Origin of the sequence: Streptomyces sp. H27-D2, assembly GCF_035828615.1 — a bacterium.
Taxonomy (GTDB): Bacteria; Actinomycetota; Actinomycetes; order Streptomycetales; family Streptomycetaceae; genus Streptomyces.
In genome coordinates this window covers 22,222-44,169 of the sequence record NZ_JAYMZR010000004.1, presented here as the reverse complement: position 1 = coordinate 44,169, position 21,948 = coordinate 22,222, and the positions used below count along the sequence as shown (strand labels likewise).

Below are 21,948 nucleotides of genomic sequence, written 5' to 3'. Positions count from 1 at the left end.
AGCCGGGTACTGCGCCCCCCGCGCCGGCCCCTGGGGTCAGCCGCCCTCAACCCCGCCACGCGGCGGCAGCTTCGGGCGGCTGCGGTCCGGGGCGTTCGCGTAGTCCGGCGGGGTCGCGGCAGGGTGACGTTCGAGCAGGTCCAGGGCGGTGCGGACCGCGACCCCGAGCTGCGGGTGCTTGCCCTCGGCCCAGTCGAGCGGCGAGCGCGGCGCCTCGATGTCCGGCTCCACGCCGTGGTTCTCGACGCCCCAGCCGTACTGGTCGAACCACGCGGCGTTCATCGGCACCGTGATGACCGTGCCGTCGCCCAGTCGGTGCCGGCCGGTCATCCCGACCACCCCGCCCCAGGTGCGCAGCCCGACCACCGGGCCCAGTCCGAGCAGCCGGAAGGCCGCGGTGATCATGTCGCCGTCGGAGGAGGTCATCTCGTCGGCGACCGCGACCACCGGCCCGCGCGGGGCGTTCGAGGCGTACGAGACCGGCTGCGCGTTGCGCGTGAGGTCCCAGCCCAGGATGGTGCGGGTCAGCTTCTCGACGACCAGCTCGCTGATGTTGCCGCCCGCGTTGCCGCGTACGTCCACGATCAGCGCGGGCCGCGACACCTCCAGCCGCAGGTCGCGGTTGAACTGCGCCCAGCCGGAGCCGCCCATGTCGGGGATGTGCAGATAGCCGCACCGGCCGCCGCTCAACTCCCGTACGACCTCCCGGCGCTTGGCCACCCAGTCCTGGTAGCGCAGCGGCCGCTCGTTGACCAGAGGGACGATCGCGACCCGGCGCGCGGGGCGTGCGCCCTCGGCGGGCGTGAAGGTCAGTTCCACCGTCGTGCCGCCCGCCGCCGCGAGCAGCGGATACGGGCCGGTCAGGGAGTCCACCGGGCGGCCGTCGACATGGGTGAGGGCCGCGCCGTCCCGGATGCCCGCGCCCGCGAGCGGGGAGCGCGCCTTGGAGTCGGAGGAGTCGCCGGGCAGGATGCGCGTCACCCGCCACCGGCCGTCCTTGGCCCGTACGAAGTTGGCGCCGAGCAGGCCCATCGCCCGCTGGTAGTGCGGCGGGCCCTCGTTGCGGCGGGCGGCCGTGACGTAGGCGTGCGAGGTGCCCAGTTCGCCCAGCACCTCGCGCAGCAGGTCCGCGAACTCGTCCGGGGTGGCGATCCGTTCGACCAGCGGCCGGTACTGGGCCAGCACGCCCTCCCAGTCGACGCCGCACATCCGCGGCTCCCAGAAGTACGCCCGGATGATCCGCCCGGCCTCGGCGTACGCCTGCCGCCACTCGGACTCGGGGTCCACGTCGTGCAGGATGCGCCGCGGGTCCAGGTAGACGGTCGTGTCGTTGTCGGCCGTCTCGAAGGCGGGCACGGCGCGCAGTTCGCCCTCGTCGTTGAGCACCAGCCGGGTGCCGTCGCCGCTCGGGGCGAACCAGTCGAGGCTGCTGGTGAGTTCGGTGCGCTTGGCCTTGGCCAGGTCGAAGTGTTCGAGGGTGGGCTGCCCGGAGGTGTCGGCGGGGTTGGCGAAGGTCTCGCCGAGCGCGCCGGAGATCGGCCAGCGCAGCCAGACGAGGCCGCCGCCGCTCACCGGGTGCAGCGCCGAGTACTTCGACGCGGACACCGGGAACGGGGTGACCCGGCTCTCCAGCCCCTCCACCTCGACCAGCACCTTGCCGTCGCTGTCCGGGCGGTGGTCGTCCGGGTCCAGGCCGCCCGCCGCGGGGCGGCCGTCCGGCGAGAGCGCGAACGGCGACGGGGTCGCGGAGGAGAGCGGTACGAGGTACGGGCGGCAGCCCAGCGGGAAGGACAGGTCGCCGGTGTGCACGTCGTAGACCGGATCGAAGCCGCGCCAGGAGAGGAAAGCCAGATAGCGGCCGTCGCGGGTGAACACGGGCTGCTCGTCCTCGAAGCGGCCGTTCGTGACGTCGAGGATGGTGCGGTCCGAGAGCTTCGCGATCTTGATCTGCCGGAGCGAGCGGCCGACGCCCGGGTGGGACCAGGTCAGCCAGCCGGAATCGGGGGAGAAGGCGAGGTCGCGGACCGGGCCGTTGATCGACCGGATCAGTTCGATGACTTCGCGGTCCGTGCCGGTGCCGGTGTCCGGGGCCGTGCCCGTATCCGTTCGCGCATCCGGGGCTGGGGCCGGGCCACCGGTGTCGTCCCCGCGCTCGCCGCCGTTCCCGTTCCCGACCCCGTCGCGGAGCCCCTCCGCGTCGTCGTCCTCGCTCGCGTCGACCAGCAGCAGCCGCCCGTCGTGCGCCGCCACCGCGAGCCGCTGCCCGTCCGGCGAGGCGATCAGCTCCCGTACCCGGCCGAGCCGCCCGGTGGCCAGCCTGTGCGGCTCGCGCGCTCCGCTGGCCCGGGGCAGCTGGGACACCTCGATGGCGTCCTCGCCGGCCGCGTCCGTCACATAGGCGACGCGCCCCGTCGAGCCCAGCATCTCCGGCAGCCGCACCCGTACCCCCGGCGCGTCGGCGATGGTCCGGGCGGGGCCGTCGCGGTGCGTCAGCCAGTAGAGGCTGCCGCGTACGCACACCGCGCTCGCCCGGCCGGTCGCGTCGACCGAGAGCGAGTCGATGTGCGCGGAGGCGGGCACCTGGTAGCGGCGCCGCCCGGCGCGCGGTCCGCCCAGGCGCACGCCCAGCTTGCGGGGCACGCCGGTGGCGCTCAGATCGTCGACCAGCCACAGGTCGCCCGCGCACTGGTAGACGATCCGCGAGCCGTCCGTCGAGGCGTGCCGGGCGTAGAAGTCCGGGTGATCGGTGTGCCGCCGCAGGTCGGAGCTGTCGGGCAGGCAGGAGTAGAGGTTGCCGATGCCTTCGTGGTCGGAGAGGAAGGCGATCCGGCCGCCGACGAACATCGGGCTGTCCAGGTGGCCGTACACGTCGGGCGCCAGGCGTTCGCCGTGCAGCCACAGGCGGCCCATCGCGCCGCCCCGGTAGCGCTTCCAGGCGGCGGGCTCGTGCGGGGGTTTTCCGGCCAGCAGCAGGGTGCGGCGCTCGCCGTCCTGCTCGGCGACGGCGATGTCGGCGACCGGGCCCCAGGGGAGCCGGCCGCCGGGGCTGCCGTCGGTGGGCAGGCTGTAGGCCCACGAGTAGTACGAGAACGGCTGGCCGTGCGAGGAGACCGCGAGGATGTCGCCCTCGGACCCGTCCTCCTTCTGCGGCTGCCAGCCGCAGACGCGGGTGTCCGTGCTGCCCCAGTAGGTGAGACGGCGGGCGGCGCCGCCGTCGACCGGGGCGAGGTGGATCTCCGGGTCGAGGCTGCGCCAGGTGGTGAAGGCGATCCGGCCGCCGTCCGGCGAGAAGCGCGGGTGGCTGACCCGGGTGCGGTCGACGGTGACCCGCCAGGCCCGGCCCGGATCGACGCAGGCGGCGACCAGTGGGGCCACCCACAGATCGTCTTCGGCCGCGAAGCACAGCAGGTCGTCATGGAGGTGCGGGAACCGGAGATACGCGCCGTCGCTCACCCTCCAATGCTTTCGGGGTGGGCGCCGCGCGGCAACTCGGATCAGTGAATTGCCGGGGTCCGGGGGTGACGTCGGCTGTCCGGGGCGTGCTTCGTGTCCTGCTGGCGTCGCGGGTGTCGCTTGCGCCGGCTGGGTCGACCGGACCGGCCGGTCTTGCTGAGTCCTTCTGGTCCTTCTGGTCCTTCCGGGATTTCCGCGGTGCGGCGCTTGTACCGGCGCGGGTCAATGTGACGCCTGTTGCGCTCCAGGGGGGTCGTGCTCCACGCGCTGCTGCCGAAGAGATGGTGTGAGCCGCGGTCTTTTGGGCCGGCTCCGGAGTGCGCTGTGCACCGGGGAGCTGTGTTTCTCCTTGTGCGGGACCCTCCGGAGCGGCAGTGTGGGAGGTCGTCTCACAAAGGTGTGCAAGGCCCTCCGGAGTTACTTCCGAAAAGAGCTGTGAGATGAGCGAAGAACGTGCGAGCCGGACGCTCTGCGCCTGGACCGAGGTGGAACTGCGAGCCGGTGTCGGCTTCGACTGCCGCACACCGATGGAGTTGCGCTACGACACGGCCGATCCCTGCGTCGTGGGGCTGGCCTTCTGGCTGCCGGGCGACGCCCGGGTGCGCTGGAACGTCTCACGGGATCTGCTGCGGGAGGGGCTGGAGCGGCCGGTGGGGGAGGGCGATGTGCGGGTCTGCCCTGTGGAGCCCGGACAGTCCGGAGCGCCTGTGGACGACGACGGGGGCGAGGGGGCTGGAGGGTTCGACGGGGCTGACACGGGGGCCTACGGCCGGGCGGTGTGCGTCGTTCTCCGTTCCCCGGCCGACGAGTTCGCGCTGGTGGTGAAGGTGGCGGCGCTGGAGCCCTTCCTGATGCGCACCGGGCTGCTGGTGCCGTTCGGGGAGGAGTTCTCCGAGGCGGGCGTGGGGCTTGAGCTGGAGCGCTGGCTCGGGCCGGGCGACGTACGACCCGCCTGAAATCCGCAGAACCGGCCTGGCCTGGACGAACCGGCCTGGCCTGGACGAACCGGCCTGGCCTGGACGAACCGGCCTGGCCTGGACGAACCGGCCTGGCCTGGACGAACCGGCCTGGCCTGGACGAACCGGCCTGGCCCGGACGAAACCGCCCCGAACCGCGCCAGGGGTGCCCGCCGGGCCTGCTCCCAACTCTGCCCGAACCCACCCATCATCACCTTCATCGAAACGGTTGCGTTTCGATGAGGAGTGTCGTAATGTCTCCAGTGTACGAAACCGTTTCGTTCAGATGGGAGCCAGCGGATGCCACCGGACACCCCCACCAGGGAAGCGCCGCACACGCCGGCGCGTCGTAGCCGGCTGACTCCCGAACGGGAAGGCGAGCTCTACGCCGCGGTGCTCGAAATGCTCCGCGAGGTCGGATACGACGGCCTGACCATGGACGCCCTCGCGTCCCGTACGCGCTCCAGCAAGGCCACCCTCTACCGCCAGTGGAAGGGCAAGCCGGAGCTGGTCGTCAGCGCGCTGCGCCATACCAAGCCGATCTCTCTGTCGGACATAGACACCGGCAGCCTGCGGGGAGACCTGCTGGAGATGGTGCGGTGCACCAAGGACGACGACGTCGAGCGCGACTCGGCCCTCATGCGGGGCCTGGGCCGCGCGGTCCACGACAACCCGGATCTGCACCAAGCGCTGCGTGAGCTGATGATCGATCCCGAGATCACCGGCCTCAACGCGATGCTGCAACGCGCTGTGGACCGGGGCGAACTCGACGCGAACGCGCCCGCGACGGCTTTCGTGCCGAGCATGTTGGTCGGCGTGTACGTGGCCCGGCCGCTGGTCGAGGACCGACATGTGGACGCCGAATATCTGACCCGTTATTTCGACGCCGTGGTGTTCCCCGCCCTCGGCATCTAGCCCGCAGCGGACTCCGGCGGTTCGGAGTCCCGCGGCCCCGTGGCGGTTCCCCGACCGTCCGACGCTCCTCGCACAAACCGATGGACCCACCTGACGCGCCGCTCTCGTCGTCGGGCTGATGCGTTACGCCCTTTTCCGCGACCTGACGGGAGCCCACCTTCTCGTGGCTACGTTCCTCTACAAACTGGGCCGGTTCGCCTTCCGGCGGCGCCGGTTCGTCGCCCTCTTCTGGGTGGCCCTGCTGGCGATAGCCGGCGTCGGCGCCGCTACGGCTTCGACCTCCACCTCGAACTCCTTCTCCATCCCCGGCACGGAGGCGCAGAAAGCCTTCGACCTGCTGGAACAGCGCTTCCCCGGTGCCAGCGCGGACGGCGCTTCCGCCCGCGTGGTCTTCAAGGCCCCGGACGGCGAGAAGATGACCGACCCGGACAACAAGGCGGCCGTCGAGAAGGTCGTCGGCGAGCTCAAGTCCGGTTCGCAGGTCGCTTCCGTGGTCGACCCGTACCGCGGCAAGTCCGTCAGCAAGGACGGCGCGATCGCGTACACCCAGGTCTCCTACAAGGTCAGTTCCATGGAGCTGACCGACAAGACGCGCGAGGAGCTGACCGACTCGGGGAAGGACGGGCGCGACGACGGGCTGACCGTCGAGATCGGCGGTGACGCGCTCCAGGTCATGCCGGAGACCGGGGCCACCGAGATCATCGGCATAGCGATATCCGCGGTCGTGCTCGTCATCACCTTCGGTTCGCTGATCGCGGCCGGGCTGCCGCTGCTGACCGCCCTCATCGGCGTGGGCATAGGCATATCCTCGATCGCCGCGCTCGCCAGTGTGCTGGACCTGTCGAGCACGACCTCCACGCTGGCGATGATGATCGGCCTCGCGGTCGGCATCGACTATGCCCTCTTCATCGTCTCCCGGTACCGGGCGGAGCTGACTGAGGGGCGTGAGCGTGAGGACGCGGCCGGACGGGCCGTCGGCACCGCGGGTTCCGCGGTGGTCTTCGCCGGACTGACCGTCGTCATCGCGCTGGCCGGGCTGGCCGTGGTCAATATCCCGATGCTGACCAAGATGGGCCTCGCCGCGGCGGGCACGGTCGCCATCGCCGTACTGATCGCGCTGACCCTGATCCCGGCTCTGCTGGGCTTCGCGGGGAAGCGAGTCTTCGGCCGCAAGGCCCGGGAGGCGCTCGCCGCCACGCACTCCGGTGCGAGCGGCTCGGCGGAGGGCGACGCGGAGCACAGCGGCGCCCCGAAGCCGGAGAGCAAGCCGAACATGGGCACCCGCTGGGCGCGGTTCGTGCTGCGCCGGCCGGTGGCGGTGCTGGTGACCGCCGTGGTCGGGCTCGGTGTGATCGCGATACCCGTGTCCTCGCTGGAGCTGGGTCTGCCCGACGACGGTTCCCAGCCGGTCAGCACCACGCAGCGCAAGGCCTACGACCTGACGTCCGAGGGCTTCGGCCCCGGCTTCAACGGGCCGCTCATGCTGGTCGTCGACGCGAAGGGCAGCGACAACCCGAAGAAGGCCGCCGAGCGCGTCTCCAAGGTGGTCTCCGGCCTCGACGACGTCACCACGGTCACCCCAGCCGCCTTCAACAAGGCCGGTAACACGGCGACGATCACCGTCGTGCCGTCCTCGAAGCCCAGCGGCCTCGAAACCGAGGACCTGGTCGGCGAGATCCGCGGCAAGGCGGACACCATCGCCTCCGACACCGGCGCCAAGGTTCTCGTCTCCGGCACCACGGCCATGAACATCGACGTCTCGCAGAAGCTCAACGACGCGCTGCTGCCGTATCTGGCGCTCGTCGTCGGCCTCGCGTTCCTGCTGCTGATGGTGGTCTTCCGCTCGGTCCTGGTCCCGCTCAAGGCGGCGCTCGGCTTCCTGCTCTCGGTCGTCGCGGCCCTGGGCGCGGTCGTCGCGGTCTTCCAGTGGGGCTGGCTCTCGGGTCTGCTCGGCGTCGAGCAGACCGGTCCGATCATGAGCATGATGCCGATCTTCATGATCGGTGTCGTCTTCGGCCTGGCGATGGACTACGAGGTCTTCCTGGTCACCCGGATGCGTGAGGCGTACGTCCACGGCGAGCGGCCCGGACAAGCGGTCGTCACCGGCTTCAAGCACGGGGCCCGGGTCGTCTCCGCGGCGGCCGTCATCATGATCAGCGTCTTCGCGGGCTTCATCGGCTCGTCCGAGTCCATGATCAAGATGATGGGCTTCGGGCTCGCCATCGCCGTGTTCTTCGACGCCTTCGTCGTACGGATGGCGATCGTCCCCGCAGTGCTCGCGCTGCTCGGCAAGGCCGCCTGGTGGCTGCCGCGCTGGCTGGACAAGGCGCTGCCGAACGTCGACGTGGAGGGTGAGCAGCTGCGCAAGCAACTGGAGCCCGGCGCGGACGCTTCGGAGCCCGCGAGCGAGCTGGTCCGCGTCTGATTCTGATACTTCCGGGGCAGCGCTTGAGCGGAGCGCGGCCCCGGAACGCGTCGGCCTGTGGGGACGGGACCGACGCTCCCAAGAGCCCGGCGGCGGACCTCCACTGGAGACCGCCGCCGGGCCTTTTTCTGCCGCGCGGGCTGCGCGGCTGCGCTTTCGGCAGCCGCGCTTCGGGCAGGCTCGGGTCCCCCGGCTTCCTGCCCGCCGGACCCGCGTTTCACATCCGCAGGCGTGCGAGCCGCAGGCGTGCGAGCCGCAGGACCGCGAGCCTCAGGACCGGTAGTCCTCCACCTGGGAGGAGGGGCGGACCTCGGCCTCACCCGGGTCCTCGCCGAACTCCGTCTTCGCCCGCCGCTGCCGCAGCAGGTCCCAGCACTGGTCCAGTTCGCGCTCCAGCACGGCCAGCTGCACCCGTTCGGTCGCGCCGTCGATGCCCTCGGCGGCGAGCAGCTCGCGCAAGATCTTCTCCTCGGCGACCATCTCGCCGATCCGGGACAGGATGCGCTGGTCCGCGCGGTTCGTACGGTTCGCGCTGCCCACGCCTTCCGACCGGCCCGCCTCGTTCTTCGACTGTCCGTCCACAGCTGCCTCCTCGGCCTTTCGCTCCACTCTAGGAAGGCGCTCCGCCTCCCGCGATTCGTGTGGCGGGGGCGGGCCGGGCGGGTCCGTTGCCGGATCGCGGGAGGCGGATCGCCGGCAGCCGCCGTCATACCGCCGTCCGCTCGTACTGCTCGGACTCCTCGTCCGGCAGCCGGGTGGCCATCAGGTCGAGTGCCCGGTCGAGCCCTTCGCGGTCCTCCGCGTCCGTGACGTCCCAGTCGTCGAGGTGTTCGCCGAGCCAGTTGCGCCAAGCGGCGGCGAGCCGGTCGATCTCCGCCTGCCCGGCGGGGGTGAGGCTGATCCGGTCGCCGTCCAGCCGCGCGTAGCCGGCCGCGGTGGTGCGGGCGAAGGCGGGTTCGAGGACGTCCGGCGGCCTCCGGTGGGCATGGGCGATGCTGTTCAGCGTGGCGCCGTCCTGGAGCCTGCCCCGCCAGTGGATCTGGCCCAGCGCCCAGGCATCGCCGGGGGTGAGCGCGCTGCCGGACTCGGCGAGGATCCGTCGGCTGACCGGTTCCGGCGCGGTCTTGCGCGCCGTACGCATCACGGCCGCCACCGCCCGTTCCAACTGCCGGTCGTCGTCGGCCGAGCTGGGGGCGGCGAAGCCATCGCCCATGTCGCCGGCGCCGGCGCGGGCGCTGTCCCGCAGCGGCACCTCCTTGAGGAACCAGGCGATGACGAACCCGGCCAGGGCGACCGGCACGACCCACTGGAAGACGTAGTTGATGGTGTCGGCGTAGGCCTCGATGATGCGGGCCGCCTGCGCGGCGGGCAGTTGCCGCAAGCCCTGCTGGCTCTCCACGGCGGTGGCGGACACGCCGGGGGAGTCGGCCAGCGCGCCGGCGAGGTTCGGCTTGAGCTGGTTGCTGTAGAGGGTGCCGAAGATGGCGGTGCCGAAGGCGCTGCCGAGGGTGCGGAAGAAGGTGACGCCCGAGGTGGCGGCGCCCAACTCGTGGTAGGCGACAGTGTTCTGCACGGCGATCGTCAGCACCTGCATGGCGAGGCGCCGATGCCGAGTCCGAGCACGAACATGTACAGCGATTCCAGCCAGGGGCCGGTGTCCGGGCCCATCGTGGACATCAGATACAGGCCGAGCGCCATCACCGCCGTGCCGATGATCGGGAAGACCCGGATATCGCGGTGTGTGGGTGAACGTCGTCGCGGGTATCGCGCTGATGACGCTTTTGCGACCTCTTCGCAAGAAAGCCCTATCATCGAGCGGTTCACCACCAGGGAAGCGGAGCTCGGCCATGCATGTACCCGACGGATTCATCGATCCACCCGTATCGGTGGCGACCGGTGTCGTCGCCGCTGTAGCGGTCGCGGTCAGCCTGCGCGGCGCCCGCCGTGAACTGGGGGGCGCGGCCGTGGCCGGCAGCTACGGGGGAGAGCGCACCGCGCCGCTCGCCGGGCTCGTCGCCGCCTTCATCTTCGCCGTCCAGATGCTGAACTTCCCGGTCGCGGCCGGCACCAGCGGACACCTGCTGGGCGGTGCGCTGGCCGCGATTCTCGTCGGCCCGTACACGGGTGTGCTGTGCATATCCGTCGTCCTGCTGATGCAGGGCGTGCTCTTCGCGGACGGCGGGCTCACCGCGCTCGGGGTGAACATCACCGACATGGGCGTGGTCACGGTGCTCGTCGCCTACGGCCTGTTCCGCGGGCTGGTGAAGGTGCTGCCGCGCGGACGCCGCTCGATCACGGCCGCCTCCTTCGTGGCCGCGCTGGTGTCCGTACCGGCCGCCGCCGTCGCCTTCACCGCGATCTACGCGATCGGCGGTACGACGGACGTGGCGATCGGCAAGGTCTTCACCGCGATGGTCGGCGTGCATGTGCTGATCGGCATCGGCGAGGCGGCGATCACCGCCCTCACCATCGGCGCGGTCGTCGCCGTACGGCCCGACCTGGTCTACGGGGCGCGCGATCTGAAGGAGCCGCTGCGGCTGGTGACGGACGGCGGGGTCGCCACACCGATCCGCCCGAAGACCGGGGTTGGGGTCGGCGCGCCGAGCGCGCCGACCGGTGCCGCGACCGGCCTCTCGACCGTCGCCTCGCCTACTGCCTCGCCCACCGGCTCGCCCGGTGACCGGGCCGGTGCCCTGAGCAGCAGCCGCGACAACGAGCAGAACGACAAGGGGGCGACAGCCTGATGTCCGCCACGCCCGAGACCTCAAAGACCCCGACCCCGGCAGCCCCCGGCGCGGACGCCGCTCCCGGCGCGCGGAGCGCGGAAAGCGCCCCCGGCGCACCCGTTACCGCCGAAGCCCCCGGCGCGGGCAGCCCGGAGAGCGCCCCCGGCGCGCACGGCTCGCACGCCCCGCGCAGCGTCAAGCGGCTGTGGATCGTCGGGCTGCTCGCCGCCCTCCTGATCGCCGGAGTCGTCAGCTACTACGCCTCGGCCAGCCCCGACGGCCTGGAGAAGGTCGCCACCGACCACGGCATCGACAAGAAGGCCGAGGACCACGCGGCCAAGGACTCCCCGCTCGCCGACTACCAGACCAAGGACGTCGCGAACCCCCGGCTGTCCGGCGGCCTGGCCGGCGTGATCGGCGTCGGAGCGACGCTCGCCGTCGGCACCGGCGTCTTCTGGGTCATCCGCCGCCGTACCCCGCAGAGCGAGGGCTAGCGATGGGCGCGGGCCACGCGCACAAGCTCTACCGGCCCGGCCGCTCGGCTGTGCACGACCTCCCGCCGCACTGCAAGCTCGCGGCGGTCCTCTGCTTCGTGCTGGTCGTGGTCTCCACCCCGCGCGAGGTCGTCTGGGCCTTCGGGCTGTACGCGCTGCTGCTGGCCGCCGTCGCTGTGGCGGCCCGCGTCCCGGCCGGTTTCCTCCTCAAGCGGCTGCTCATCGAGGTGCCCTTCGTGGCCTTCGCCGTGCTGATGCCGTTCGTCGCCCAGGGCGAGCGGGTCGAGGTGCTCGGCCTGCAACTGAGCGTCTCCGGCCTCTGGGGCGCCTGGAACGTCCTCGCCAAGGGCACCCTCGGCGTCGCCGCGTCCGTCCTGCTGGCCTCCACCACCGAGCTGCGCTCCCTGCTGCTCGGCCTGCAACGGCTGCGGATGCCCCCGCTGCTCGTCCAGATCGCCTCGTTCATGATCCGCTACGGCGATGTGATCACCGACGAGATGCGCCGGATGAAGATCGCGCGGGACTCGCGCGGCTTCGAGGCGCGCGGGGTGCGGCAGTGGGGCGTGCTCGGCAAATCGGCCGGGGCGCTGTTCATCCGCTCCTACGAACGCGGTGAGCGCGTGCACCTCGCGATGCTCAGCCGGGGCTACACCGGCACCATGCCGGTCATCGACGACGTCACCGCGACCCGCGCCCAGTGGGCGTACGCCGCCGCACTGCCGCTTGCCGCGCTGGCGGTCTGCCTGATCGGATGGACGCTCTGATGACTCCTCCTCTCACCCCCGCGCGCGCCGAGTGCGACGCGCCCCCCGCGAGCACCGCGCCCCCCGCGCGCGCCGCGGGCAACGCGCCCGGCGGGGCCGCGCTCACGCCCCCCGTGCCCCCCTCGCTCGAAGTCGCCGGGCTGGCCTACGCGTACCCCGACGGCCACCAGGCGCTCTTCGGCGTCGACCTGGACGTCGCACGCGGCGAGCGGGTGGCCCTGCTCGGCCCCAACGGCGCGGGCAAGACGACCCTCGTACTGCACCTCAACGGCATCCTCACCGGCGGCGCGGGCACGGTCAGGGTCGCGGGCATGCCCGTCGACAGGAAGAACCTCGCCGAGGTCCGCCGCCGCGTCGGCATCGTCTTCCAGGACCCCGACGACCAGCTCTTCATGCCGACCGTCCGCGAGGACGTCGCGTTCGGCCCGGCCGCGTCCGGAATGCGCGGCCCCGAGCTGGAGGCGCGCGTGCTGGCGGCGCTCGGCCAGGTCGGCATGGCAGAGTTCGCCGACCGCCCGCCGCACCACCTGTCCTACGGCCAGCGGCGGCGCGTCGCGGTCGCGACGGTGCTCGCCATGGAGCCCGAGATCCTGGTCCTGGACGAGCCGTCCTCCAACCTCGACCCGGCCTCCCGCCGCGAACTGGCCGACATCCTGCGCTCCCTGGACGTCACCGTCCTGATGGTCACGCACGACCTGCCGTACGCCCTGGAGCTCTGCCCGCGCGCCGTCGTGCTCAGCGGCGGCGTCATCGCGGCCGACGGCCGCACCCAGGACCTGCTCTGCGACGAGGACCTGATGCGCTCCCACCGCCTTGAGCTGCCGTTCGGCTTCGACCCCAGGTCGGTGGCCGCGCCCACGGCGTAGCACCATGGGGTGGCACGGATCGCGAACGGCACGGCGGGAGTACGAACCAGTGGTGGACGTCCAGGGCACGGTGACGGAGGGCTTCGAGCCGGTCCGGGGCGCCTTTGTCAGCAATTTCGAGCAGCGCGGCGAGCGCGGCGCGGCCGTCTCGGTCTACCGGGACGGCTACAAGGTCGTCGACCTGTGGGCGGGCGTAGCGAACGCGGACGGGGCGGGCGCGGACGGGGCGGACGCCGATCCAGCAGCTCCGTCTCCGGCTGCGCCCGCCGGCACACCCCGTACGGACTCCGAGCCATGGCGCGAAGACACCGCCCAGATCGTGCGGTCCGCCACCAAGGGGATAGCCGCCGCCGTCCCGTTGATCCTGCAACAGCGCGGCCAGCTCGACCCGGACGCGCCCGTCAGTACTTACTGGCCCGAGTTCAAGGCCAACGGCAAGGAGCGGGTGCTCGTCCGGCAACTGCTCGCGCACCGAGCCGGACTGCCCGTACTCGACACCCCGCTCAGCCCGGCCGAGGCCATCGACGGAGTCAGCGGCCCGCGCGCCATCGCCGCCCAGGCGCCCGCCTGGGAGCCCGGCACCGCTCACGGCTACCACGCCCAGACCTACAGCTGGCTGCTCGGCGAGCTGGTGCGCCGGGTCACCGGACGGACCATCGGCCGCTGGGTCGCCGAGGAGATGGCCCGGCCGCTCGGCCTCGACCTGTGGATCGGGCTGCCGCCGGCCGAGGCGCACCGGGTCGGCCGCGTCGCCGAGACCGAGGCCCCGGCACAGCCCGCCGCGCAGGGCCTGCGAGTACGCGCCAAACGCTCGGTCTCCGACGCCTACCGCGACCCGGACTCCCTCACCCGCCGCGCCTTCGCCGCCATCGACCCGCTCCCCGACGAGAACGACCCGGCCTACCGCGCCGCCGAACTCCCCGCCTCGTCCGGCATCGCCACCGCCCGCGCGCTGGCCCGCTGCTACGCCGCCATGATCGGCGAAGTGGACGGCGGCAACCGGCTGTTCGCGCCCGCGACCCTCACCCTCGCCCGTACCGAGGAGTCCAGCGGACCGGACCGGATACTGGTCGTCGACACCCGCTTCGGACTGGGCCACATGCTGCACAGCCCGGCCTGCCCGCTGCTCTCCCGCGGCTCCTTCGGCCACCCCGGCCGCGGCGGCTCCCTCGCCTTCGCCGACCCCGAGGCGGCCATCGGCTTCGGCTACGTCACCAACGGCCTGCAGAAGAACGTCACCGCCGACCCGCGCGCCCAGGCCCTGGTACGCGCGCTGCGCGAGTGTCTTCCCCGGTGAACGAGTCGCCGCCTACGCTGCCGACGGAAGCGATCACCGATCTTGGGCGAGGGGCGGGCATGGCGCGGTTCGACGGCTACGCGGTACTGATCACGGGCGCGGGACAGGGCATCGGCGAGGCCACCGCGCGCCGTTTCGTCTCCGAGGGCGCGCGGGTGCTCCTCACCGACCTCGACAAGGCACGTGCGAAGAAGGCGGCGGCGGCCGTCAACGAGTCGGTGGGCGCGCCTGCGGACGCCGATGCCCCGGACGCTTCGTCACCCGGCTCGACGGGACGAGGCGTCGCCGAAGCGCTCGCCTGCGACGTCGCCGACCGGACCGCCGTCGAAGCCGCGGTCGCCCACGCCGTCCGACGCTTCGGCCGCCTGGACGTCCTCGTCAACAACGCCTACTCCTGCCACCCCGACGCCCCCCTCTTCGAGGACGAGTCGGACGACGACTGGCACCAGGACCTCGACATCACCCTCAACGGCGCCTACCGCTGCGCCCGCGCCGCCATGCCCCACCTGGCCGCCGCGGACGGCCGCGGCGCGATCGTCAACATCGGCTCCGTCAACGGCCTGTACGACTTCGGCAACCACGCCTACAGCGCGGCCAAGGCCGGCCTCGGCAGCCTGACCCGCACCCTCGCCGGCCACGGCGGCCCACGCGGCGTACGGGTCAACCTGATCGCCCCCGGCACGATCCGCACGAACGCGTGGGACGGCCGGGAGGCCGTCATCGAGCGCGTCTCGGAGCTCTACCCGCTGGGTCGCGTCGGCGAGCCCGAGGACATCGCTTCCGCCGTCGCCTTCCTCGCCTCGCGAGATGCCGCCTGGATCACGGGGGTCACGCTGCCGGTGGACGGCGGGGTCCTGGTGAGCAGCCCGGTCGTACGCGGGACGTTCGGGAACGAGTGACCTGACGGGGGCTCGCGGACGGCGCCGCGCGCTGGGGCGGCCCGGGCAAGCGGGCGCGCGGGAGCTCAGGGGAGTGGGCTGGGGGCGCGTGTCAGAGGGCCGCGCGCTCGGCGCGTTCGCGGAGGATGCGCGCCGTGTTCTCGTCCGCGGGGAAGAACAGCTCGATGGCCAGCTCGGACAGCGTGACGTCGGCCGGCGCCCCGAAAGTGGCGATCGTGCTGAACATCGACACCTCGCCGTGCGGAGTGCCGAACCGCAGCGGAACCAGAACCTCCGCCGAGCCCGGCTCGCGCGCCGGAGCGTCCACCGCCCCCGGCGGTGGCTCGTACGCGCGCACCTCCTCGTACAGCGCGCGCAGTTTCGCGTCCCCCGTCGCGTTGACCTGGCGCAGCAGCCGTTCCAGGAAGTGCCCGCGCACCTCGCCGAAGTTGGTGCAGCGACTGCCGAGCCCGTCCGGGTGCAGCGCCAGCCGGACGACGTTCGCCGGTGGCTCCAGCAACTCCGGCGGGACGCCGTCGAGCAGGACGGACATGGCCCGGTTGCCGGTCACCACGTTCCACCAGCGGTCGACCACGACGGCGGGGTACGGCTCGTGCCCGGCCAGCAGCAGGTCCAGCGCGGAGCGTGCGGCCGCCATGCCCGCGCCGTCCAGCGCGCTCTCCCGATAGGCCGGCGCGTAACCGGCGGCCAGCAGCAGATGGTTGCGCTCCCGCAAGGGGACGTCGAGCTGGTCGGCGAGGCGCAGCACCATGGTCCGGCTCGGCCGCGAGCGGCCCGTCTCCACGCAGGACAGGTGCCGCGCCGAGGTGTCGGCCGCCAGCGCGAGGGCGAGCTGGCTGAGCCTGCGCTGCCGCCGCCATTCGCGCAGCAGCACGCCCACCCGGGGCAGTTGACCTATGTCCATGCCGCCGAGACTAGCCGCGCCGCTGCCGCCGGCCCATGACCTCGCAGGTCATTGAGCCCGCGACCGCAGGCTGCCAACGTGATCCTCGATACCCACCGGGGCACCGGTGCACACGACAGGGAGGCTCGGATGAGCGCTCAGACCATCTCCGCGTCACAGGCCATGGCAGGCGGCCGGGACACGGCACGACTGCTCCGTACGGTGTTACGGATCGACAGCGCGAGCACCGCCGTCATGGCCGTCTTCCTGATCGCCGCGAGCGGGCTGCTCAGCTCGCCGACGGGCATGCCCATGGCGCTGTCGGTGGCTTTCGGGATTTACCAGTTGGGCGGCGCCGCCGCGCTCGCGCTGATCGCCGGCTACCCGACGATCCCGCGCGGGCTCGGCTGGGCGGTGATCGCGGTGAATGTGCTGTCGTCTGTCGGCTGCCTGATCCTCGCCTTCACCGGCTTCGCGCCGCTGACCGGGCTCGGGGTCGCGTTCATGCTGGCGGGAGCCGTGGTGGTCGCCGTCTTCGCGGAGCTCGAACTCATCGGGCTCCGGCGCATGGCGCGTACGGAGGGGTGAGGCCGCCGCCCGCACCACCGCCGCCCGCGCCCCCCGGCACCAGCCTCACCCCGGCAGCAGCATCAACCCGATCCCGACCACCATCAGCCCCGCCGCGGCCATCCGTGGCGCGCCGAAGCGTTCCTTGAAGAAGACCGCGCCGATCGCCGCGCCCACGATGATGCTCGACTCGCGCAGTGCCGCGATCGGGGCGAGCGGGGCACGCGTCTGGGCCCACAGGACGAGGCCGTACGCGAAGACGGACAGGACTCCGCCGATCAGCCCGCGGACCGCGAACGGGCGCAGCTGGGCGGCTAGTTCGCCGCGTCGGGTGGCGAGGGCGTACAGGGGGATGGAGAGGCCCTCCAGGATCATCAGCCAGCCGATGTAGCTGAGGGCGTTGCCGGAGGCGCGTACGCCCATGCCGTCCACGACGGTGTACGAGGCGATGGCGAGGCCGGTGGCGAGGGCTGCGGTGATCGCGGGCCAGTGGGGGCGTTTGCCGGTGCCGCGGAAGCCCCAGAGGGCGAGGCCGACGAGTCCGGCGGAGGCGACCGCGACGCCGGCCGTCTGCCAGCCGTCCGGGCGTTCATTGGCGAAGACGGCCGCCAGGACGGTCACCACCAGGGGGGCGGTGCCGCGGGCGATCGGGTACATCTGGCCGAAGTCGCCCAGCTTGAACGAGCGCATGAGCAGGACCATGTAGAGCACGTGCAGGAAGGCCGAGCCGACCAGATACGGCCAGGCCGCGGCCGCGGGGAGCGGTGTGAAGACGGCCAGCACCACTCCGCATACCGCGCCGCCGCCGCTGACCAGCGTGAAGGCCAGCAGTTGGTCCTTGAAGCCGTGCGCTATCGCGTTCCAGCCGGCGTGCGTGACGGCGGCTATGAGGACCGCCGTCACGACCAGGGGGGTCACGCGGTCACTTCGCGTACGTCCGCGAGGGTGGCGCCGGAGTGGGCGATCAGGGACTCGGGGGCGAGTGCGAAGACGGAGTGCGGGGTGCCGGCCGCGGCCCATACCGTCCGGTGCGCGAGCAGGCCGCGGTCGGCGAGGACCCGGGTGCGGGTGCGGTGCCCGAAGGGCGGGACGCCGCCGATCGCGTAGCCGGTCGTCTCGCGGACCAGCTCGGCGCTCGCGCGCCGTACCTTCGCGCCCCCCGCGCCGCCCCCTGACGCGTCCCCTGGCGCGCTTCCGGAGCCGTCGTCGTCCGCCGCTCCGGTCACCGGCCCGCCATCCGTCGGACCGTCGGGCCCCGCCCCGGCGAGTTCAGCCCGTACCCGCTCGACATCGACCCGCGAAGCCCCGTCCAACAGCACCAGCACCGGCTGTCCGTCCGCCTCGAAGATGAGGGACTTGACGATCTGGCTCAGTTCGCAGCCGACGGCGGCTGCGGCCTCGGCGGCGGTGCGGGTGGCTTCCGGGAAGCTGCGGACCTCTACGTCGAGGCCCAGCTCGCGGAGCGCGGCGGCGAATCGGGGGTGTGCGGTGTCAGCGGTATCTGGAGTGGACATGGGGCTGACGCTATCGCCGGGTGTACAGGCCACGCGATGTCGTTTCCGTCACCCGCACGCGCCCCCGCGCACGCTCCCGCCATCCGCGCGCGCCCCCGCCACCTGTCCGTCCGGTTGTTGGCGACCGCGAGGATCTCGCCGGTGCCAGGTGTAGACCAAGAGGGGGGCGGGCCGGACCCGTAGGCCCGACCCGCCCCCGACCCGCCCCCGGCCTGCCCCGAAGGGGGCTCAGCCCATGCTCAGTCCGTGCTGCATTCGTTCCGTGCGGCATCCTTGCGGCAGCGGTGCGGCATCCGCGCTGAGTCCGCGCTCAGCCCGCCGTCAGCATCGCCCGCACGACCGGCCCGGCGTTCTCGCCGCCGTGCCCGCTCGCCGGGACCACCGCGGCTGCCGCCAGGTCGCCCCGGTACGCCGTGAACCAGCCGTTCGGCTTCTTCTGCCCGTCGACCTCGGCCGAGCCGGTCTTCGCGCCGATGTTCCCGCTGACCCCGGCCATCGCCTCGGCGCCGGTCCCGGCGGTCGCGGTGAGCCGCATCAGCTCGCGCAACTGCTTGACGGTCGTGGGCTTCATGCTGCGGCTGGCCTTGGCCAGCGTCCGGTTGTCGAGCGAGGGGGCGACGAGGACGGGCTGCCGGAAGGTTCCGGAGCTCGCCGTGGCCGCGACCGAGGCCATGTTCAGCGGGTTCATCCGGACGCCGCCCTGGCCGATCAGCGAGGCGGCCTTCTGCGCGTCGCTCTGCACCGGCACCGCCCCGTCGAAGGTCGGCACCCCCGTCTGCCAGTTGAGGCCGAGCCCGAAGACCTCACTGGCCTCCTTGGTGAGCGCGTCGTCCGGCAGCTTCGGGGCCTGGGTGATGAAAGCGGTGTTGCACGAGCGCATGAAGCTCTGCGCGAAGGTGCCGCCCTTGATCTCGAACTTCTTGTCGTTCTGGAACTTCCAGCCGCCGTACGTGGAGTACTTGGGGCACGGGTGCGGCTTGTTCACGCCGGCCAGACCCCGGTCGAGCAGCGTCGCGGCCGTGACGACCTTCATCGTCGAGCCGGGGGCCATCGACCCCTGCAGCGCTCCGTTGAAACCGGTGGCGGGGGAGTTGGCGATCGCGAGGATCTCGCCGGTGCTGGGCTTCACGGCTACCGCGGACGCCCTGGGGCGCTTGTTCACGGACTGCTCGGCGGCCCGTTGCAGTGCGCCGTCCAGCGTCGTGCGGAGCGTGCCGGGGGTGCCCTGGGAGAGCACCTTGAGGGTCTTGTCGGGCTGTTCGGCGGCCTTGCCGTCCTTGACCTCGGCGTTCTTGACCTTGGCGCGGTGGATCGTGACCTCGACGCCCGCCTTGCCGCCCGCTTTCTTCCCGTAACGGTCACGCAGGCTCGCGAGGACACCGGTCAGCGTCGGGTGGTCCTCCTTGCGCAGCTCCGCGCCGTCGCGGTCGACCGCCTTGATCGGCGGGGCCCCGGACTCACCGGTCAGCAGCTTGTCGCCGGCCTTCAGCTCGGGGTGCAGGACCGAGGGCTGCCAGGCGACGAGCGGATGCCCGGCGGCCTTGTCGCGCACCGTGCTCAGTACGGAGGCGTAGGCCAGGGTGGTGCTCTGCTGCTTGTACGAGATCCGCGCGGTGGCGTTGAAGGGCACCTTCACACCGGCCCGCTTGCCGCCCTTGAGCGTCACCTTGGTGACGTGCGCGTCCTTGCGGTAGCCGGTCAGCGCGGCGGCGGCGGCCTTCGGGTCGTCGGTGAGAGCCGCCGCCTTCTTGACGTCGCCCGCGGCCCACGCCGTGAGGAAGTCCCGTGTGGTGGTCCGCACTTCGGCCGCGCTCAGCGGCCCGGTCTTCACCTTCGACGGCGCGTTGTCGGTGCGTACATCCGAGTCCTGGTCGTCCGTGGACGAGCAGCCGGCGACGCCGATCAGGGCGGCGCACACCCCGACGATCAGCCCGGTCTTCACCTCGCGGCGCATGACACATCCTCTTCCGTTGTTCGCTGGTCCCACCCCCCTTGACGCGCTCGGAGAGATGCGTGGCCAAAAGGATGCGTGGCGCACTCTACGCAACGACGGTGACTCCGGAGGGTCACTCACCGGATGGCGGGACGCTCAGACCCACGTATCGAGCCACATCCGGTTCTGCCAGGCGTCCTTGGTGATCATCTGTCCCGTGTAGATCGGGAAGAAGTAGATGAAGTTCTCGTTCCCCTGCCTGTACGGACTGTGACCAGGTGATTCGTCACTGACCAGGGCTCCAAGAGCCCTACGGGGCCGTCTGTGGGCCGTCAAGGGGCCTGCCAGGGGCCCGATAGAGGCTGTCCACAGCCTTACGCGTCCGCCCCTCGCTGCTCGGCATCAGGTGAGTGTAGACGCGAAGCGTGAAGCCCGGATCGCTGTGACCGAGGTACGTGCTCAAGGCCCGAATGTTCTCGCCCGCATCGAGCAGAACCGATGCGTAGAAGTGACGTAGGGCGTGCATGCCGTGCCGACGCGCCGCCGCGTACCGCTCGCCCTCATCGGGGTGGGGGATGAGGCCAGCCGTTGCGAGAGCGGGTTTCCACATGAAGTCGTTGAAGTAGCTCGATCGGATTGCGTCGCCTGTCCGGCCGGTGAAGATGAGCGACTTCGTCACCAGGGGGCCGTCCGGCTCCATCCATGGCAGCGTCACCTTCACGGGCGGATGCAGCTCCATGTGGCGCTTCAGGGCGCTGGCTACGCCCATGGGGAGCGGCACGTCCCGGATCTTTCCGCGCTTGGGCGGCGCGAAGACGTACTTCCCCCGTACGCGCTTGAGCTGCTGGCGCACGGCAAGCCATTCATCCGCGAAGTCGATTTCGTCTTCCGGCAGGCCAAGGATTTCGCCTTGTCGTAGGCCGCAGCCGCCGCCCACATCGACCGTCGCGCGGAGATGCTCCGGCAGGCCCGACCGGACTCCGAAGACCTGCGCGGAGGTCCAGGGGACAACCCGTGCCGGGTCGGCTTGCGGAGTCTTGACCGACCGTGCGAGACAGGGGTTCTTGGCCAGCAGCGTGTCATCAACGGCCGCGCTGAATGCAGCCGAGACGGTTCCGAAGATGATCCGGCGGTGCGAGGCGGCCGACACATTGTCGTTCAGCTCTCCGAGCCACGTCCGGATGTGTCCAGGCTGGAAGGACGCGAGCGGGCGCGTCCCGATGTACGGGAAGGCATGCAGCCGCAACCGCCGCTCCGCCGCATCCCTGCTGTTGATGTCCGTCGCGTGGGACTTCACCCAGCGCTGCGCGAACTGCTGAAAGGTCATGCGGGCGGCTCGCGGGTCAAGGTACTGGCCTCGTGACATGTCAGCCGCAGTCTGCGTCAACCACTGCTCAGCGAGACGCTTCTGCTTGTCGGGGAAGGACTTGGACTTCTCGGTGCCGTCGGGGCCGATGTAGCGGGCGCGGTAGCGCAGGCCGGTGCCGTGGCGGTCGGTCTTGACCCTGTGCTCTTTGCCGTTCGAGTCGGTCTCGGTCTTGTACCAGCGGTCTTGGATGTGGCCAGCCATGGTGGCTGCCTCGCTTTCGGTGGTGGTAGCAACGCGGGGGAGGAGCCGAGAGGCTCTCTCCGGCCTGTTTTTGGGTGTGTTGTGCCGGGCCCGCTACTCGCTACGGGCCTGATCAGCGGTGGTTTTGGTTGCTAGCGGGGGTGCTACCGGTAGCGGGTGGGCTTGCTACCGGTAGCAGCGCTGGGAGGGGTGCGGCCTGAGTCCGTTCCACCCCCTCTACGGGGCTCTACCGTGCAGGTCAGGCCCCCTCTACGGGGGGCACTACGGGGGTAGAGCCTCCCCACTACCGGCGGGGGTGGGGTAGACCCCCGCCGATGGGGTCAGGCCGCTTCGCGGGTGCTCTGTTCGGTGATCCAGTGGTGGAGGGCGGCGGGGTCGTAGCGCAGGTGCTTGCCGACGCGGAAGCCGGGCGGGCCGGTGCGCTTCTTGCGCCACTGGTAGACGGTTTCCAGCGGCACCCGGAGCAGCGCGGCCACGTCGGTCGGGGTGAGGTAGCGGTCCGGGAGTCCTGCGCGGAGGGTCGCGCGGGGGTCGGCCGGCGGGATGCTGCGGGGCGGGGCGGTGGTCATGCGGGGTGACTCCTCGTATCCGTGGCCGGTGTCGGGGGTCGTGGCGGTGTGCGGTCCTAGAGAGTTGCTGCATCGCAGTGTCCAGAGCGTCCGCAGTGTCCAGACCGTGCGTCGGTG

The 21,948-nt window shown here is 71.7% G+C and carries 19 protein-coding genes and 1 pseudogene; 10 read left to right on the top strand and 10 right to left on the bottom strand.

What is annotated here, in order from left to right; genetic code table 11:
* Positions 1-36: 36 nt before the first annotated feature.
* Entirely contained in the window at positions 37-3,453 is a 3,417-nt protein-coding gene (locus QMK28_RS02675; protein ID WP_326435320.1) for a S41 family peptidase, read from the bottom strand.
* Positions 3,454-3,893: 440 nt separating this feature from the next.
* Here QMK28_RS02675 and QMK28_RS02670 point away from each other — a divergent pair, with 440 nt between their 5' ends.
* The 3 genes from QMK28_RS02670 to QMK28_RS02660 all read left to right on the top strand — a co-directional run bounded on the left by QMK28_RS02670 (position 3,894) and on the right by QMK28_RS02660 (position 7,749).
* Entirely contained in the window at positions 3,894-4,409 is a 516-nt protein-coding gene (locus tag QMK28_RS02670; RefSeq protein WP_326435319.1) for an SsgA family sporulation/cell division regulator, read from the top strand.
* A gap of 300 nt (positions 4,410-4,709) precedes the next feature.
* A complete protein-coding gene (locus QMK28_RS02665; protein ID WP_326435318.1) occupies positions 4,710-5,324 on the top strand; it encodes a TetR/AcrR family transcriptional regulator in 615 nt (204 codons plus the stop codon).
* A 163-nt stretch (positions 5,325-5,487) separates the two neighbouring features.
* On the top strand, positions 5,488-7,749 hold the full coding sequence (locus QMK28_RS02660) for an MMPL family transporter (protein WP_326435413.1): 2,262 nt from the start codon (positions 5,488-5,490) through the stop codon (positions 7,747-7,749).
* A 270-nt stretch (positions 7,750-8,019) separates the two neighbouring features.
* On the opposite strand, the gene QMK28_RS02655 is transcribed toward QMK28_RS02660, so the two are convergent.
* From QMK28_RS02655 to QMK28_RS02645, 3 genes are all read right to left on the bottom strand, one after another.
* The gene (locus QMK28_RS02655; RefSeq protein ID WP_326435412.1) at positions 8,020-8,289 is read right to left on the bottom strand and encodes a DUF2630 family protein; all 270 of its coding nucleotides are present in this window, start codon (positions 8,287-8,289) and stop codon (positions 8,020-8,022) included.
* A gap of 166 nt (positions 8,290-8,455) precedes the next feature.
* Entirely contained in the window at positions 8,456-9,343 is an 888-nt protein-coding gene (locus QMK28_RS02650; protein ID WP_326435317.1) for a hypothetical protein, read from the bottom strand.
* Positions 9,331-9,576: a hypothetical protein gene (locus QMK28_RS02645; RefSeq protein ID WP_326435316.1), complete on the bottom strand. Its 246-nt coding sequence runs from the start codon at positions 9,574-9,576 to the stop codon at positions 9,331-9,333. The genes QMK28_RS02650 and QMK28_RS02645 overlap by 13 nt, the downstream gene beginning before the upstream one ends.
* A 20-nt stretch (positions 9,577-9,596) precedes the next feature.
* Here QMK28_RS02645 and QMK28_RS02640 point away from each other — a divergent pair, with 20 nt between their 5' ends.
* The 6 genes and pseudogenes from QMK28_RS02640 (at position 9,597) to QMK28_RS02615 (ending at position 14,795) form a co-directional block, all read left to right on the top strand.
* Positions 9,597-10,493 (top strand): energy-coupling factor ABC transporter permease, encoded by an 897-nt coding sequence (locus QMK28_RS02640; RefSeq protein ID WP_326435315.1) that lies wholly within the window; start codon positions 9,597-9,599, stop codon positions 10,491-10,493.
* 92 nt (positions 10,494-10,585) lie between these two features.
* Positions 10,586-10,969 (top strand): annotated as a pseudogene (locus QMK28_RS02635) (PDGLE domain-containing protein); the annotation flags it as partial.
* Positions 10,970-10,971: 2 nt separating this feature from the next.
* On the top strand, positions 10,972-11,733 hold the full coding sequence (gene cbiQ / locus QMK28_RS02630) for a cobalt ECF transporter T component CbiQ (RefSeq protein ID WP_326435314.1): 762 nt from the start codon (positions 10,972-10,974) through the stop codon (positions 11,731-11,733).
* The gene (locus tag QMK28_RS02625; RefSeq protein WP_326435313.1) at positions 11,733-12,599 is read left to right on the top strand and encodes an energy-coupling factor ABC transporter ATP-binding protein; all 867 of its coding nucleotides are present in this window, start codon (positions 11,733-11,735) and stop codon (positions 12,597-12,599) included. The genes cbiQ and QMK28_RS02625 overlap by 1 nt, the downstream gene beginning before the upstream one ends.
* A gap of 52 nt (positions 12,600-12,651) precedes the next feature.
* Positions 12,652-13,896, top strand: a complete 1,245-nt coding sequence (locus QMK28_RS02620) for a serine hydrolase domain-containing protein (protein ID WP_326435411.1) — start codon at positions 12,652-12,654, stop codon at positions 13,894-13,896.
* 59 nt (positions 13,897-13,955) lie between these two features.
* A complete protein-coding gene (locus QMK28_RS02615; RefSeq protein ID WP_326435312.1) occupies positions 13,956-14,795 on the top strand; it encodes an SDR family NAD(P)-dependent oxidoreductase in 840 nt (279 codons plus the stop codon).
* A 91-nt stretch (positions 14,796-14,886) separates the two neighbouring features.
* Here QMK28_RS02615 and QMK28_RS02610 read toward each other — a convergent pair whose 3' ends face one another.
* A complete protein-coding gene (locus QMK28_RS02610; protein WP_326435311.1) occupies positions 14,887-15,699 on the bottom strand; it encodes a helix-turn-helix domain-containing protein in 813 nt (270 codons plus the stop codon).
* Between the two features lie 129 nt (positions 15,700-15,828).
* Between QMK28_RS02610 and QMK28_RS02605 the strand changes: the two genes are divergently transcribed.
* Positions 15,829-16,266, top strand: coding sequence for a hypothetical protein (locus tag QMK28_RS02605; protein ID WP_326435310.1), 438 nt, complete (start codon positions 15,829-15,831; stop codon positions 16,264-16,266).
* A gap of 45 nt (positions 16,267-16,311) precedes the next feature.
* Here QMK28_RS02605 and QMK28_RS02600 read toward each other — a convergent pair whose 3' ends face one another.
* The 5 genes from QMK28_RS02600 to QMK28_RS02580 form a co-directional block, all read right to left on the bottom strand.
* Positions 16,312-17,163 carry an EamA family transporter gene (locus QMK28_RS02600; protein WP_326435309.1) on the bottom strand — a complete coding sequence of 284 codons (852 nt, stop codon included), beginning with the start codon at positions 17,161-17,163 and terminating at the stop codon, positions 16,312-16,314.
* On the bottom strand, positions 17,160-17,759 hold the full coding sequence (locus tag QMK28_RS02595; RefSeq protein WP_326435308.1) for a YbaK/EbsC family protein: 600 nt from the start codon (positions 17,757-17,759) through the stop codon (positions 17,160-17,162). The genes QMK28_RS02600 and QMK28_RS02595 overlap by 4 nt, the downstream gene beginning before the upstream one ends.
* Before the next feature lie 310 nt (positions 17,760-18,069).
* The gene (locus QMK28_RS02590) at positions 18,070-19,713 is read right to left on the bottom strand and encodes a penicillin-binding transpeptidase domain-containing protein (protein WP_326435307.1); all 1,644 of its coding nucleotides are present in this window, start codon (positions 19,711-19,713) and stop codon (positions 18,070-18,072) included.
* 289 nt (positions 19,714-20,002) lie between these two features.
* Complete coding sequence (locus QMK28_RS02585; protein WP_326435306.1) at positions 20,003-21,262, bottom strand: tyrosine-type recombinase/integrase; 1,260 nt, start codon at positions 21,260-21,262, stop codon at positions 20,003-20,005.
* A gap of 320 nt (positions 21,263-21,582) precedes the next feature.
* Positions 21,583-21,831 carry a helix-turn-helix domain-containing protein gene (locus QMK28_RS02580; RefSeq protein ID WP_326435305.1) on the bottom strand — a complete coding sequence of 83 codons (249 nt, stop codon included), beginning with the start codon at positions 21,829-21,831 and terminating at the stop codon, positions 21,583-21,585.
* Positions 21,832-21,948: the final 117 nt, after the last annotated feature.